The organism is Mycobacterium sp. SM1 (assembly GCF_018361265.1).
Lineage (GTDB): Bacteria > Actinomycetota > Actinomycetes > Mycobacteriales > Mycobacteriaceae > Mycobacterium.
On the sequence record NZ_JAFLNH010000005.1, the window covers coordinates 1 to 14,718 of the forward strand.

Annotated in this window: 16 protein-coding genes and 2 pseudogenes; 5 read left to right on the plus strand and 13 right to left on the minus strand. The window is 64.3% G+C overall.

Annotated elements, in window-relative coordinates; genetic code table 11:
- Nucleotides 1-74 precede the first annotated feature (74 nt).
- Nucleotides 75-697 (plus strand): annotated as a pseudogene (locus tag MSM1_RS20045) (IS607 family transposase).
- Between the two features lie 45 nt (nucleotides 698-742).
- Entirely contained in the window at nucleotides 743-2,359 is a 1,617-nt protein-coding gene (locus MSM1_RS20050) for an IS200/IS605 family accessory protein TnpB-related protein (RefSeq protein ID WP_213445833.1), read from the plus strand.
- Here MSM1_RS20050 and MSM1_RS20055 read toward each other — a convergent pair.
- The 11 genes and pseudogenes from MSM1_RS20055 to MSM1_RS20095 all read right to left on the minus strand — a co-directional run bounded on the left by MSM1_RS20055 (nucleotide 2,349) and on the right by MSM1_RS20095 (nucleotide 11,331).
- A complete protein-coding gene (locus MSM1_RS20055) occupies nucleotides 2,349-4,193 on the minus strand; it encodes a transposase (protein ID WP_213445835.1) in 1,845 nt (614 codons plus the stop codon). The genes MSM1_RS20050 and MSM1_RS20055 overlap by 11 nt on opposite strands.
- A gap of 18 nt (nucleotides 4,194-4,211) precedes the next feature.
- On the minus strand, nucleotides 4,212-4,343 hold the full coding sequence (locus MSM1_RS22600; protein WP_282101025.1) for a hypothetical protein: 132 nt from the start codon (nucleotides 4,341-4,343) through the stop codon (nucleotides 4,212-4,214).
- Nucleotides 4,344-4,849: 506 nt separating this feature from the next.
- Nucleotides 4,850-5,128, minus strand: a pseudogene (locus MSM1_RS22240) (site-specific integrase); the annotation flags it as partial.
- Between the two features lie 482 nt (nucleotides 5,129-5,610).
- Entirely contained in the window at nucleotides 5,611-6,798 is a 1,188-nt protein-coding gene (locus MSM1_RS20060) for a transposase (RefSeq protein WP_307857460.1), read from the minus strand.
- Nucleotides 6,795-7,205: an IS200/IS605 family transposase gene (gene tnpA, locus MSM1_RS20065; protein ID WP_213445837.1), complete on the minus strand. Its 411-nt coding sequence runs from the start codon at nucleotides 7,203-7,205 to the stop codon at nucleotides 6,795-6,797. Before tnpA ends, MSM1_RS20060 begins: the two co-directional genes overlap by 4 nt.
- A gap of 363 nt (nucleotides 7,206-7,568) precedes the next feature.
- Entirely contained in the window at nucleotides 7,569-8,168 is a 600-nt protein-coding gene (locus tag MSM1_RS20070; RefSeq protein WP_213445839.1) for a hypothetical protein, read from the minus strand.
- Nucleotides 8,169-8,280: 112 nt separating this feature from the next.
- Nucleotides 8,281-8,724, minus strand: coding sequence for a hypothetical protein (locus tag MSM1_RS20075; protein WP_213445841.1), 444 nt, complete (start codon nucleotides 8,722-8,724; stop codon nucleotides 8,281-8,283).
- 77 nt (nucleotides 8,725-8,801) lie between these two features.
- The gene (locus MSM1_RS20080) at nucleotides 8,802-9,059 is read right to left on the minus strand and encodes a hypothetical protein (protein ID WP_213445843.1); all 258 of its coding nucleotides are present in this window, start codon (nucleotides 9,057-9,059) and stop codon (nucleotides 8,802-8,804) included.
- Between the two features lie 268 nt (nucleotides 9,060-9,327).
- The gene (locus MSM1_RS20085; protein WP_213445846.1) at nucleotides 9,328-9,669 is read right to left on the minus strand and encodes a hypothetical protein; all 342 of its coding nucleotides are present in this window, start codon (nucleotides 9,667-9,669) and stop codon (nucleotides 9,328-9,330) included.
- A gap of 166 nt (nucleotides 9,670-9,835) precedes the next feature.
- Nucleotides 9,836-10,111 (minus strand): hypothetical protein, encoded by a 276-nt coding sequence (locus MSM1_RS20090; RefSeq protein ID WP_213445848.1) that lies wholly within the window; start codon nucleotides 10,109-10,111, stop codon nucleotides 9,836-9,838.
- Between the two features lie 743 nt (nucleotides 10,112-10,854).
- A complete protein-coding gene (locus tag MSM1_RS20095) occupies nucleotides 10,855-11,331 on the minus strand; it encodes a hypothetical protein (protein WP_213445850.1) in 477 nt (158 codons plus the stop codon).
- On the opposite strand from MSM1_RS20095, the gene MSM1_RS20100 reads away from it, so the two are divergent.
- Nucleotides 11,330-12,085, plus strand: coding sequence for a DUF732 domain-containing protein (locus tag MSM1_RS20100; RefSeq protein ID WP_213445852.1), 756 nt, complete (start codon nucleotides 11,330-11,332; stop codon nucleotides 12,083-12,085). The genes MSM1_RS20095 and MSM1_RS20100 overlap by 2 nt on opposite strands.
- Nucleotides 12,086-12,187: 102 nt before the next feature.
- Here the strand turns inward: MSM1_RS20100 and MSM1_RS20105 are convergent, their stop codons facing one another.
- Nucleotides 12,188-12,463 (minus strand): hypothetical protein, encoded by a 276-nt coding sequence (locus MSM1_RS20105; protein WP_213446084.1) that lies wholly within the window; start codon nucleotides 12,461-12,463, stop codon nucleotides 12,188-12,190.
- Between the two features lie 241 nt (nucleotides 12,464-12,704).
- Here MSM1_RS20105 and MSM1_RS20110 point away from each other — a divergent pair, with 241 nt between their 5' ends.
- Nucleotides 12,705-13,955 carry an IS256 family transposase gene (locus MSM1_RS20110; protein ID WP_213446061.1) on the plus strand — a complete coding sequence of 417 codons (1,251 nt, stop codon included), beginning with the start codon at nucleotides 12,705-12,707 and terminating at the stop codon, nucleotides 13,953-13,955.
- Here the strand turns inward: MSM1_RS20110 and MSM1_RS20115 are convergent.
- On the minus strand, nucleotides 13,952-14,101 hold the full coding sequence (locus MSM1_RS20115; protein WP_213445854.1) for a hypothetical protein: 150 nt from the start codon (nucleotides 14,099-14,101) through the stop codon (nucleotides 13,952-13,954). The genes MSM1_RS20110 and MSM1_RS20115 overlap by 4 nt on opposite strands.
- 127 nt (nucleotides 14,102-14,228) lie before the next feature.
- Between MSM1_RS20115 and MSM1_RS20120 the strand changes: the two genes are divergently transcribed.
- Nucleotides 14,229-14,537, plus strand: a complete 309-nt coding sequence (locus MSM1_RS20120) for a DUF3761 domain-containing protein (protein WP_236055743.1) — start codon at nucleotides 14,229-14,231, stop codon at nucleotides 14,535-14,537.
- The last annotated feature ends 181 nt before the right edge of the window (nucleotides 14,538-14,718 follow it).

Consider the following 14,718-nt stretch of genomic DNA (forward strand, 5'->3'; position numbering starts at 1 on the left):
GTGGGGTGCGGAGCAGTTGGCGGAATACTGAGTGATAGTGAGCGTATGAGCGTTCTAGTGAGTGTGCTGGTGGTGTGAGCCTGACGGAGTGGGCGCGTGCTCAGGGTGTGCATCCGCAGACGGCGTACCGCTGTTTCGGGAGGGCACGTTGCCGGTGCCGGCGGTGCGGGTGAATTCCCGCTCGGTGTTGGTGTCCCCGGACGCGCCTGGTGAGTCGGGAACCGCCGCGTTCGGGTTGTATGCGCGGGTGTCCTCCCGTGATCAGAGGTCCGATTTGGACCGGCAGGTCGCTCGGCTGACTGGCTGAGCCGCGCAGGCCGGTGGCCAGGTGGTGCGGGTGGAGGCCGAAGTCGGCTCGGGGATGAACGGGTCGCGGGCCAAGGTGCGACGGTTGTTGGCTGATCCGAAGGTGACCGTGGTGGTGGTGGAGCATCGGGATCGGTTGGGTCGGATGAGCACCGAGCTGGTCGAGTCCGCGCTTGCCGCGCACGCCCGGCGGCTGGTGGTGCTCGACGATGGTGAGGTGACCGATGATTTGGTGCGCGACATGGTGGATGTGCTCACTTGGTTCTGCGCACGACTCTATGGTCGCCGAAGCGCTCGAAGCCGCGCGTTAAAAGCGGTGGGCTGCGCGCAGCGCGACATCGGCCCCAAGGCTGTTGTCGGAGGCCGGGTGGATGATGCCGGTCATGGATGAGCTGCGGCGGGCGTTGCGGTCAAGGTCTGCGCGAAGGCGGCCGTCATGACCATCCTGCGCCAGATCGCTGCGCCGTTTGTCGCCGACCCGGCGACGGGTGTGTGCATACGCACCCGGCTGAAAGGACTCACCGCCGCCGACGAAGACGTGCTGCGTCAGGTGGGTGCCCACTTGGGCGGGCTGGCCGGCGCTGATCTGGCGGCGCGGGTGCGCGCCGGTGTGGGCCACGGCAAGGACGCCTGGGCCGAGCGCAAACGCGGCCTGACCGTGGAGTCGACGGCGCGCTGGGCGGGCGCCATCACCAAAGCCACGCACGACCAGTGGGGGCTGGCGCGGCGCGCGCAATACGCGCACGCCCAATCCCTGCGCGACGGGATCGCGATGATCCGCCACCGGCTCGCCCAGGAGTTGGGATCACAAGGCGTCGACGGTATGCCGGGCGGCTACCGCAGCCGCCAGGAGTGGTTCGCCAAATCACGGCGTCTGGCGGACCTGCAAGCACGGCTCGCGCGGGTGGAGGCTGACCGGGCAGCCGGTCATGTGAGCGTGGTGCGCGGCGGCAAACAGCTGTTGCGCAAACGCCACCACCTGGCCCAGGCCGGGCTCACCGAGGCGCGGTGGCGAGATCAGTGGGAAGCGGCCCGCTGGTTTTTGTCTGCTGATGGCGAGTCGGGTAAACGCTGGGGCAACGAAACCATCCGCGTCACCGGTGAGGGTGAGCTGTCGCTGCGCCTACCGGCTGCGTTGGCGCACTTGGCGAACGGCCCGCACGGCCGCTACGTCTTCTGCGGCAGGGTGGAGTTTGCGCATCGCGGCGCCGAATGGGCCCAGCGGGTGGCCGTCGACCGGGCGGTGGCTTACCGCATCCACTTCTGCCCCGATAAGCAGCGCTGGTATCTTGACGCTGCCTGGCGGCGCACGCCGGCACAGGCGGTCCCGCTGGAGTCGCTGCGCGCCGGGGAACTGGTCGGGGTGGACATGAACGCTGATCACCTCGCCGCTTGGCGCCTCGACCCTCACGGCAACCCGATCGGCTCCCCGCGCACGTTCGGCTATGACCTCTGCGGCGCCGCCGACCGCCGCGACGCCCAAGTCCGCCACGCCCTGACCCGGCTGCTGCATTGGGTCACCGACAACGCGATCACGGCGATCGCGGTCGAGGACCTCGACTTCACCGACAGCAAGACTCGCGAAAAGCACGGCCGCAAACACAGGTTCCGCCACGTCATCTCGGGCATGCCAACCGCCAAACTGCGCGCTCGACTACTCGCCATGGCAACCGGGGCAGGGATCAGCGTGATCGCCGTCGACCCCGCCTACACCAGCAAGTGGGGCGCCCAGCACTGGCACAAACCACTGGCCGCACACCATCCACAGACCACCCGCCACCACGCCGCGAGCGTGGCGATCGGACGGCGCGCCCTCGGACATCGGATCCGGCGACGCGTGGCACCGCCTCAACCACACCAGAGTGATGTGGCTGAGCATCGGACCACGCAGGCCGAATCTGGCGGCCGGGAGCGTGAGACAACCCGCCACCCCGGGCCGGGACCACGGACACGATCCGCTTGTCCGACCGGGGCGAAGAACGCGGGAAGTCAGGCGACCCAACACCGTTCGGGGCCGCCCACTGAGCAAAACTCAATTTCGCTCAGTGTTTAGGAACGGTTTCGTGTGGGGATTGGAGCGCTCGCGCCAACATGGTCGCGGTCGCGGACAGGTCGGGGTCATAGGTTTTGCCGCAGCCATCGCATGTGACGGGGCGCCTCCAGTATCGGTCGTCAGCGGGATTTTCGTGGCCGCAGCGGGCGTGGATGCGGCTTAACCCAGCCGCAGGTACTACGGTCACGGCCACGCCGTCGCGCTCTGCGGCCGCGATGATGCGCGTACGCAATGTACCGGGTGCGGCGTGGTCTCTACGGCGGTCGATTTCCCGCTGTATCTCGTTCGGAAAGTCGCTGCGCTCCACAATGCCTCGTATCAAATCCGCCACATTCGTGTCATCGACGATGATTCGCCGGTATTGGGTCACCACGGTGTGGGCGACCTGGCGCCAGAGGTCGTCGCGGTGGCCGAGCGCTCGACAGCGCCCGTGTGCTTGCTGCTGCCATAGCAGCCTGTCGGCTCGACGCCACGCCTCCAGCGCCGCGGCGATCTCGAGGCTACTGTCTCGCCATGCCAGCGCGAGTGCCGCGAATTGGGCGGGTGAGCGCCACCGCGCTACAGCCGCGGCCGTAATTTGCTCCCCCTCCCGAGTCGGGTGCGGCTGGGGACCGTGCTCGTGTAGCCAGTCGACGAGCTTGCCGCGAATCCCGTCCAGTGCTAGATAACGCTCGGACGCGGTCTGGCTATGTCGGCGCAGTCGCGCCGCGATCGACGCCGGCGCGATGATACGGCCCGCCAGCCCATCGGCGGTGATGGGCACCATCACGTTGGCTAATCCCGGCGGTACGGCCAGTGGCCGATTAGCACGCCAATGGGCGACTATGGTGCCAGTATCAGAGTTCAGCCAGCCCAAGTGAATCGCCACAGCGGACTCGTCGTCGTGCATCGTTGCCGGGGCTGGGATGGATGCGGTGATAGATAGGCGCCCCCGTAGATCAGCGCCGACCCGGCTGATGGTAAGTTTCGCGCCGCTAATGTCGGCATCAGCGGGTAACCAGCGGTGCGCCTGCACTGGCACGGTAATCCACTGCGGTTGTCCGTCACGAGACCCGCAGCGCATACGGACTTCGACGCGGCCAGCGCGGCGCTGCTCGGCTCGTGTCATGTCGGCCCACTGTTTCGGGTCGATCCACGGCAGGTGAAGGACGTTGCGGTAGCGGCCAGTCGCGTCGGCGAGCAATGCTGGTGTGCGGGGCGGCATGTCGGCTTGCCGCTGCAGCTGCACGGCGATGGTGCCGGTGCCGTCGAATCGGTGATGACGCAACATAGCAGGCCGGCCTTGCGCACGTAGTTGTTTGATGCGGCGCACCGCAGCCCGGTGCTGATCCACGATCGTATTAAAGGTGGCCCAATACAGATCGCTTTGTTGGCAATAGCGCTGATACAGCGCTTTCTGGTCGGCTATCAGTTGATCGCCGCGATCCCGGATTCGCTGCATGGCAGCGTCTTTGACTTCCGCGATCGCGCTGAGGCGGTGTTGACGGGCGGCTTTCAGCGCGGCGCGGGCGTCCCGCAGATGTTGTGTGAGCGCTGAATCCACGCGTTTGCCGCGGGCGGCGATCCTGGCTGCCTTCACCGCGTCGCTGGCCGCCGCGGCCTGCTCCTGCGCCAACGCGACGCGCTCTTCCGCGCTGCGCACTGCAGGGTAGGAAGACCAAATCCGTTTAATGTCGTCCTCGTAGGACAGTTGCAGGCTTACAAGGTCCTCTCGCAGATCATGCGCCAGCCGCAGCTGCCGCGACAGCACATCGGGCACCGCCCAGCGATAGTGCACGCCCATCGTTTGCACCGTGACGTCGTTCATACCGTCGTTTCGTGACCAGCCAGCCATCGGACCTCCATTCCTCGTCTATAGTTGCAGGGCCGCCGTATCGTGGTCGCTGACGCCGCCACCGAGGATGTGTGTCGTCTGGCCGCGCTTGGCGTCGACGAGCGTGGTGGCGGCGCAGTCGATGGCCGCTTGGGCGTATCTTCTCCACATGCGCCAGGAAACTGTGCGGCGGACGTGGTGCGTCGGGCCGTGGCCCTCCAGCCGGTGGAACTCGTAGAACTCCGCACCGCGGCATTGACGGCCTTGACCCGGCCTTCTTCGGCGCAAGCCTCGCCATTTATGGCGGGGTTAGCCGATCCCGTTCGTCGCCGGGCGCAGCCCGGCGCTTGGAGCCAGTGTGTCTGGCCGGTGTTGTCAGATCGGCCCACTATGCTCGTTGTGGGTTCGCAGGGCAGGACATCGCCCGGGGCCGGAACCCAGGTAGCGTCAACTCGCGAGGCCGCGGCAACACCAGACACCTGCGGCGCCCGCAAGGGACAGAGCGAGTCGGCCCGAACCGCCTCCGGCGGGCGGCCTACGGCGGCGCGCAACACTGCGCCGAGACAGCCGAACGCTGCGCGGAATCCCACGGCTTCAGTCGTGGGAGATGTCAACGTTCCGACTGAACGTGTCCCGCCACCGCGAACCGGGAGCGGAGGCAGCCCCGCCGTTAACGCGCCGACGAAATCGCACAGGCCATCGAAAGACACGCCGTCCCAGGGCGTCCCACGCGCAGCCAGCCACCTATAGAACAGCGACAAATGCAGCGCATAGGAGCGCACCGTGTTATTGGAGCGTTCCACGGCCCGCAGCCAATTCAAGAACTGCTCGACCTCCTCGACCGGCAAGCCCCGCTCGTCGACCACAGTCCACGACCTCGACCCATGCACCGCTACAGGTGCCACGCGCAACACGGAGGCCGTCGCCACTCCGACACCTGCAGATAACCCGACCATGGCAGAAAGGTAAACCGCCGCACCGACACGGCCGCCTGACACGCCAGGTGAGCGCAGAACAAGTCCGGTTCAAGGGGAACTGTCGGTGCGCGCGCAGTGTTCGTGGCGCGTCCGGTGTGCAAGAAACGGCGAGCCGCTTCTGCAACCGTGCAGATGCGCCTCTTGTCGGAATAACTGTAGATAATTTGTCGATCACAGGGCCGGAGTCGGCACTGAACGACCTGTCGTGCACGTCAACGATGCTCCACCGGCACTTAGAGATAACATCTCAACGCCACTCTTTGCGCAACTTCTGCTTAGTCCACGAGCGCGACCTCTTATGCTGCGCCGCCGGAATTGACACAGCCGCGTTACAGCGGCGCAGCTCCTGGCGCCGACGCGCCTTAGCACGCGCAACGCTTTCAGCCTTGACGGTCACCGCACTCCCCTTTCCCTGTGGGATCAAGTGACTTCTCTGACGGCTGGAAGCCGCCAGCTTCTTCTCACGCCGCGTGGGCGTGAAGGGCCAGTCCAGCCCGTAAGACGTTACGTGCAGCGTGTTCATCTGCTTGAGCGCGATGCGAGCATCGCTGGCAGACGAATTCCGCTTGGGTGACGCGGTTCTCGCGGGCTGCATATCCACATTTCTCGCAGCCGTCGGAGGTGTGCCGGGGGTCGACCTCAATCCAGACACGCCCAGCCTCTTCCGCTTTGGCGCGCAGTTTTGAGACGAAACCTCCCCAGCCCGCGTCGCTGATACTCCGGTTCAGCCCGGACTTCGCCCGGGCACCGTTCTTGAGGAACCGCCCCGGGGTGTCCGGGTCGGGCGCGGGTTTAGCCCGCCGCAACATGTTGACGATCTTCAGATCCTCCACCACCAGCACGTCGTAAGACTCAACCAGAGCCCGTGCCAGTTTATGATGAAAGTCCTTGCGCTGGTTGGCAATCTTGCGATGCAGAGCCGCCACAGTCTCCCGCCGCCGTTGCCGGTTCTTCGAGCCGCGCTTGGCGCGCTGCATTCGCTGCTGCGCGGCGCCGAGCCTCTCACCGGCGGCCCGTCCCCAACGCGGATTGTCGATGTGCTCACCATCGCTGGTGGTGGCGAAACTCGCGATCCCGACATCGATACCGGCCGAGCGGCCGGTGGCCGGCAGCGGATTGGCCGGCACGTCATCGCAGGACAGAACCAGCATCCAGCGCCGCCCCTGGCGCTTGATCTGGATTGTCTTCACCCGGCCCACCACCGGGCGGTGCAGTTCGACCTTGACCTGTCCAATGCCCTGAAGATACACCCGCTTGATCTCGGGTAGCCAACGCGCACCATCGCCGTCTTTGGGCCACTCCACGCTGTCGAATCGGGCCTTACCTCTAAAACGCGGATACCCAGCCTTGACACCGGGCTTGGCGGTCTTGACCCGCCGGAAAAAACCCTGGAATGACTTGTTGAGTCGCCGCAGTGTGGCCTGCTGGCTGGAAAACGACCAGACCGCCTGATCCGGGCATGCCTGCCGGATCTCGGCCAACTGTGCCGACTGATCCCCGTAGTAGATGCGAGTCTTGCTGTGAGACCAGGCATCCCGGCGCTCCTGCAGCGCCGCGTTGTAGAGTTCGCGGTGCGCATCCAGGCACCGCGCCAACGCGAGGTGCTGGCGCGCGGTCGGGCGCAGCCGAAACACGTAGGCGCGCCTCACGAGGCCACCGCATCCCACTGATGCTCGATATAGCGGCGCACCGTCGACTCCGACACATACCCGACCGACGCGGCGAAATACGACGGCGACCACAACACCTTCGCAAACCTCCGCAGATACGGGAACTCCTCGCGCAGCACCCGCGACGAGCGGCCCTTGAACGCCCGCACCACCTGCGCCGGGGCATCGGTTGGGCCGACCCGCACGAACAGGTGCACGTGATCGGGCATCACTTCCCTGGCCACTATTTCCCAGCCATGCTCGCCGGCGATTTGTTCCAGCAGCTCGCCACACCGCGCCGCTACACGCCCGCCCAGCATCCGACGCCGATACTTCGGACACCACACCAGGTGCAGCCCCAGCGAGCACACACCACCCGGGGTGCGGCGAAACCGGCGCTCGGACATGCCCCACACGTTACGAGAAGGGACCGACAAACTCACCGCCCACACGCTGTTCACCAGGCCCGATTCCCCCGACGGCTAAAAGCCGCCGGTCCCCTCGGGCCGCACTGATGGGCCAGCCCCAGTGGCAGTGCCCACACCGCTGACCCTACTGCCGGCTACCGACAAACCCGGAAAAGCGACAAAACTCCCACCCGCTCCCTGTGCTGGGCGGGAGGCGCAAGCGGGAACAGCACCGCCGCAGCCAAATGCTCACCACACACGGCGGGCCGCACTCGCGGCGCAAACCCGCCACCTCATACGACGCCCCGTGGTGAGCCGTGGCCGCGCGCGGCATCGATCACGGTCCGCACCTGATCTTTCTCTTTACGGTTCGACTGGCAGCGCCGTAACGCGACCGACGCCGAGGACCAGCCCCAGCCCCTCGGGCCAGGGCTCGTGCCCGTGGTCCATCAGGTCGCCTTGCCACACCCACGGCTGCCCGCGAAGCTCCGCCCAGTCACGTGGGCCTTTGCTGATGATTACCCGGGCTGCCGCCCGGGCAGTCAGACGGCGGGCCCCCGGCCCGTCCGTTGAGTTGACACCACTGGGGGTGTACCAGTGCTCCGCTCGTTGCGGAAACACCGTAAGGGAGGTTATTCTCGATCCGTCTTTTAGACGGATCGAGAAGTCCTCCCATTCCGCGATCGAGGGCCACGTGAATGGCCCTTCTTTAAAGAATTCTACGCCGCGCTCTAGTAGTAGAGCTTGGGCACGTTGTTCGTGCCCATTTCTTATCAACCAGGTCAACGCCTGGCTTTCCGCGATCCGCGACCATTTATCTGTAAAAAAGTCGTGGATCACCCAGGTGCCGTCCTCGGTGAACCACAGCATTCTTCGGTAATCCGGGTGCGGCGTCCGGGTTGATTCTTCGTATCTGGTGGCGGTGTCACTATCCACCGTCACCGGGTTCCGGGTCAATATCATTTTCTCCTCCTTATCAGTGTTTAAAGCGCTCCGGTACGGATTCCAGAGGTCTACATAACCCAGCAAATTACCGCGGGAACCGCGCACCGCGCATTTCCCGGGAACCACCTGGTCAGCTCCTGGACACTTCCGACAGCACGATTCCGACGGCCCGATAATCACGCTTGTCGGGTGACATGGCCCACCAGCGGGCGAACGCTAACCGTAGCGCCAGGTCCGCCGCCGGGCCGATATCCTTCAGTTTCTTCAGCAGCGCTTCTTCATCGATGCCGTGTTTGGCACCGTAACTGGATACTCCATCTCCCGCGCACCTGAATGCGTCGCTGACCTCAGCGTAGGTGATCGGGCCGAGGACTGCGGTCGTGATGCTGCTATTCAGGATGTCAGCGAGACAGTCCGCTTCCTGCTCCCTCAGTGGAATCCGACGCAACTCCAAGCGCATCAGATCCCGCATCGCCGCAAGCAGATTGCTTGCAGCGGACGCTGGCGGCTGCATCAGCAGCTCCGCTATTTCCTCGAGCCATCGCCGAACTGGTTCGGCGATGGTTACCGACATCCTTGGATACTTTGTAGTCACTTTGCTGGTGCCCCTTTCAGCGGGCGATTGGAATCGCCGTAACCGACCGGCATTTTTTAATTCCTTTCCCTGTTTCTCAGCTCGTTGATACCCTGGAAACCAATCAGCTCCTCCGGGTACCAGTGACCCGAAATTTCGTCGTACCGGATCACCATCTCACCATCAAGGCTTGTTATTATTCGGCCATTGTTGTCATCAGCCTCGAGGTCAATCTCGACCCCCCCGATTTTCCCGCTCGCCCTTGCGAGCGAGTACTCTTCCCAAGAGGTCCCGATCTCGTTCTCGACGGCTTCCGCCCATTCCCAAGCAGTCATGGTGCTCTCCCTGTGTGTCAAGTAGTGAAAGGCGGTTGATCATGTAAATGGTTGACGGCTGATTCGTAAGCTCGTCGTCGCTTGCCGGTGAAAGTCCGGTCCGGGTAGCTGTCAGGAGGCCCGGTAGCAGGCTGGCGGTGTCGTCTGGAAACGGGCGGGGTCGAAGCCCAGCGTCGAACGCCCCGGTGGTGTGGGACTGCCGAGCCCAGAGGAGAAGGGCGAAGGCCATGGAAACGGTGAAGATCCTGGAAGTGCAGGACGAAATCGGTCACGGGCACACACTCAGCCCGAGACAGGCGACAATTCGTCCTGCTTCGTCTCGCTGGCCTTCTCCTGGGCAGACGACATCGCGTCGCCCAGCCGCCCAGGCAGCCTGCGCCGCGATGCCGCTGACGATATAAATCTTTCCAGGCGACGAAGGCGGAATGCCTTCCACCTCGCCGAACGCTCGCGCGGTAAGCGCGAGCGTCACTCCATTCGCGGAGACTGTTCCCCGCCGTTCAGTGCGCGCTTCGCAGCGCGCAACCGTCCCGCTCGGCGGGACGGTAATCGTCCCGTCGAGCCCCACGATGATCACATTGTGGGGAGTGAGGTTCACAAGCTCGTGCATGGTGCTAGTGTAGCACCAGCGCGGCATCAGTGCAACACTATAGCTGCATGGTTTGGACGCGGCGGGAATGCTGCGGCAAAGAGGCGGCTTGCCGCGCAGTGCGCAGCATCGGCAGCGCCGCAAAACCGCAGTGGTTAGTGGCCGAAGAACAGCGGCTGCGCCTCCGTCAACCGTCAGCGGCCGGGTCGCGCATCCAACGCCGATGGCCGGCGGGCCCTCTCATGCGATGGCCGTAGTTGTCGATAGCTTCCCGAAATTCCTCGGTAGTGATCCGATCCCAGCGGCTGTCTAGGCCCACGGCGAACGCGGCTTCACCGACTACCGCCACGGCACCGACCGGCAGTGACCGATTCCTGGCAGCCCGATGCCTCGGCGCCGGTTGGCTGCTCAGTTCGATCTCGATGATGCGGTCGCGGGAATAGCTGCGGATGAAAGAATTCAAGAAAAAGCAGTGGGTCGTGTCCCTCCCATCGGCGCTAACGGCGCGGGACTCCGTGTGTCAGCACCAACGCGCCAGCTCAAGCTCCCTGGCATGCTCGCGCATGACGCGCATATTTTGCGCTCCGGCGGAACGGCGGCGAACGTGCCGCCGCAATTTATGCACCTGGTGATTTGGTAGTTCATCTCTATCCTTTCTGGTCTGGGTTGCGCGCCACGCCTGACGCGCGCCTGGTGCCGGGTGGGGTTGGTGGTTGTGTCGGTCCGCCAGGTAGCGAGGGGCGCGGGCCCCCTGCTCCTGCTGCCCCACGGTGCTCGAGGAATCCGGACCACAGCGCCCACCAGCAGCTGTCACACCGTGGCACCAGATGTTGGTGCAGACGTATCCGAACATTGCCGACTCTGGGGCTGTACGCTGACCGAGATACCTTCCACTTTTGAGGTGGATCCTTGAAGAACATGACTTTGAGGTGGGTCGGTTCGGTCGTGTACCCACCCAGGAACTCGTTGGTTTGCCAATGCTTTCCAGTCACGTTGTGCCGCGCCGTGATTAGCCGGTCCTTGCCGTCAAGTCGATAGATGAAGGCGCTGCCGTAGGCCATAGTGTTGCAGTCCTGCGCGGCATCGACGTCTGTGCTGGGTCCGCTCTGGCAGAACACCATCTCAATCAGGACCGAGCGGAACGACTCAGCATGTATCTGCAGCTGCTTATTCGGGCTCAAAGTATTCTGTGCTGGCTGCGTTGCTTCAGTATTCATAGTCCGCTTCTTCCTTCGGCACACACTTTGTGACCATGCTGGCGCCGGGCTTCTTCCACTCGCCCTTGCCGGCTAGCTCACCGGTAATCTCTCCCAGGAATATCGGGCTCGCTCCTGATCCCTGCCCGCCTAGTTTGTAGACGGTTCCGCGCCAAATGCAGACCTGTTGACCTTGGTGCCAATCGGCTGTGCGCGCGAACCCGGCTGTCACGACGAAAACCTTCCACGTGGTAGTGGTATCGACAGACTCGAAATCCGCCCACGACGCTCTTATTTCGTCGTCGCCGATGAGCGCAGCGACAACCAACATGACAGCGCGCGGCGCGCCTCTGCCTCGGCTGTCGGTGTGATGTCTCAGCGCCTCCCAAAACTCTTCGTCAACTTTGACTTGCATAGACGGCTCAGCCCCTCGTCGGCCGCGCAAAAAGGCCCAAATCCCACCGCCGGCGGCGTAGGTTCCTGTCATGGACGACACCCCGGTCGAGCAGGCTGAAGACGTCACGACGGCCGCCAACACGGCGCTTGACGCCGAGGAAACCGTCATCGTCCCAGATGCTTCGTCGACCCAGATGGCCGAGTTGGCGTGGTCAACGGATGGTCCCGACTACACCCGACAGTGGTCGGCAATGCGGGACGCCGAACCGGAATGGCCATGCAGCGTAGCCGATAACGAACCGGATGTGAAAAATCGACGCCCACTCCTACTCTGGTGCCTAATTGTTGCTGCGGTGCTGATTACCGCTGTGGCGGCGGGATGGTTCGGCAACGTTTTCTACTATGAGGAGCAATCGACGCAGCCGGGCAAATCGTCAGCAGAACCTCCCCAAACCACGAGCCCCACGGCAACGCCACAGCCTCCCCGTAAAACGCCAGCGGCTGGGCCACCACCGCCGACCGTTACCGAGCTACTGCCACCACCAGTCACCATTACTGCACCACCGGCGACCGTTGCCGCACCGTCGGCACCGCCGCGGCCGGGATCAGACGCTGACGCCCGCTTTCTCGCGGTTATATCGCGAATATTCAACGGTGCACCGATCCCCGACCCAAGCTTGGCGATCACCAGCGCTCATACGATTTGCGTCCACTTGCGGGAAGGCTCGACAACGCCTAGGCAGGCAGCACTTGACACTATGAACGCTAATCCTGGCATTTCATTCGAGTTAGCCTCTCTCTTAGTTGAGGCCGCGATCGATGTTTACTGTCCGCAATTCTCGTAGGGACGGTGTTCACAGGCGCCTTGGCCGTGGGTCCGGCCTTACTGGTGGTGACTAACCAGCCAGGCGTCAGCTGCCGGGTAGGCGCGCCGCACGCGCGCATTCTCAAATGAGGCAACGAACCCCTCTACGCGCGCATCTTGGATGAGTCAACGCGCGGTATTGCGTCATTGCGCTAGCACGTAATAACGTCATTGCGTAGTACGGTATTACGTAATGACGCTGCTGCGTGGGCTCGGCGTTGTGGTCGAAAACCTCGCCCAGGGCCGCCAGGTTGGCTTTAAAGTCCCGGTAGGCCGCGCGGCGTTCCTCGTCGGTCGCGTAGTCATCGCCGTACCGCGCAAGCCATGCCAACCAATGCTCGGCCGCGTCCACGCCCACCAGTGTCTCACCGCACTACGACACTGGTGGAGTGCAGACGTATCGGGCGCTCGCCAGCCGTGGTGAGCGGTTCTGGCTTGTCCATATCCCGGAGATCGACCAGTGGACTCAGGCGCCCAGTTCCGTCCAGGGAGGTGGTGTACGACCCGCTGATTAGCGGGTGTGTCGCAGCCCAGTAGAGGGCGGTCATCGCGTGATCCTTCGAAACGACGGATCAAGTCACCCGAAGGAGAACAACGCGATGACCAACCACCACCCTATCGATGTTGAGAAGCTGTTGGAGGAGCAACTCGCCACGGCGAGCCCAGATTTGCTGCGGGCGCTGTTGTCGACGTTTATTCAGGCCCTGATGGGCGCGGAGGCCGACGCGGTGTGCAGCGCTGGCTATGGGCAACGTAGTCCGGGTCGCACCAATCGGCGCAACGGGTATCGGCCTCGGGATTTCGATACCCGCGTCGGCACGATCAAGCTGGCAATTCCCAAGTTGCGCCAGGGGAGCTATTTCCCGGACTGGCTGCTGGAGCGGCGCAAGCGGGCCGAGCGGGCGCTGACCAGTGTGGTGGCGACCTGCTATCTGCTCGGTGTGTCCACCCGGCGCATGGAGCGCCTCGTCGAATCCCTCGGCGTGACAAGCCTTTCTAAATCGCAGGTCTCGGTCATGGCTGCCGAGCTCGATGAGGCGGTGGAGGCGTTTCGCACCCGCCCACTGGATGCCGGCCCCTACACGTTTGTGGCCGCGGACGCCCTGGTGCTCAAGGTGCGCGAGGGCGGGCGGGTGGTCGGGGTGCACACCCTGATCGCCACCGGCGTCAACGCCGAGGGCTACCGCGAAATCCTGGGCGTGCAGGTCACCTCCGCCGAGGATGCAGCGGGCTGGTTGGCGTTCTTCCGCGACCTGGTGGCTCGCGGGCTGTCCGGGGTGGCCCTGGTCACCAGTGACGCCCATCCCGGGCTGGTCGAGGCCATTGGCGCCACCTTGCCCGGAGCGGCCTGGCAGCGCTGCCGCACCCATTACGCGGTCAACCTGATGACCGTCACCCCGAAATCGTCCTGGCCGTGGGTGCGCACCCTGCTGCACTCGATCTTCGACCAGCCTGACGCGGAATCTGTTGCAGCTCAGTATGATCGAGTACTCGACGCGCTGAGTGGCAAGCTGCCGAAAGTGGCTGAGCACCTTGATGCCGCCCGCGCCGAGCTGCTGGCGTTCACCGCCTTCCCCAAACAGATCTGGCGCCAGATTTGGTCGAATAATCCCCAGGAGCGGCTCAACAAAGAGATCCGGCGCCGAACCGACGTGGTGGGCATCTTCCCCGATCGCAGTGCGATCATCCGCCTCGTCGGCGCGGTGTTAGCTGAACAGCACGACGAATGGATCGAAGGCCGCCGCTACCTTGGCCTCGACGTGCTCACCCGATCCCGCGCAGTGCTGGCCACCACCGACCAACCGGTCGATGACCAGTCCGGCACCACCACGCCGGCATTGATGGCCTAAACTCCCACCCGAAGGGTCACGCATCGAGCGAACTCATACACCACCACTCCGGACTTGGCCAGGCGCCCAGCTGGGGTGAAATCGAGCCGATGGCCCGGCGCGCCGTTAATCGCGGCCAACTGCTGCGCCCGCCCTAGCACCTTCACCACCCATCACCTTCACCACATCCTCTGGCATATTGACACAAGAGTGTGCAAGTCTGGCTGCGACCGCGCCGAGGTGCGTCCAGAACCGGCGTGCGCCCTCGGTAGGCGCGGTGGAGTGGTAATGCGCATGCGGATTTGGATCCTCGCTATCGCGTCGGTGTTTGCAGCGGCAGCGTTGGGTGCTGCCCCTGCGGTCGTTGCGAGCGGGCCGACTACGGTTCTGGCTGGTTGCGCTGCGGGCGAGTACCAGAACTCGGATGGCCAATGCATCCCCGACCCATCGTCGGGTCTACCCCCTGGCGGTGCGCCCGGCCTCGTGGGCAGCCCGCCTGCGGGGGCTACCGCGATCTGCCGAGATGGCGACTACTCCTTCAGCACCCACCACAGCGGCACCTGCTCGGGACATGGCGGCGTACTGCAGTGGCTGACAAACTGAATGGTTACCAAAACAGCGTGGTAGCCGAGACCGAGAACGTCAACCTAGGCCGTCTACAGACGGGATCGGGTGCGTGAAGTCTTCGCGATAGAGCGCCAACGAAAGCCACCCGGGAGCCAACGCCATGACGCACACCAGTGCCGGGGCGCGCGTAGCCCAGCAACGCGCCCAGCGGCCCGGC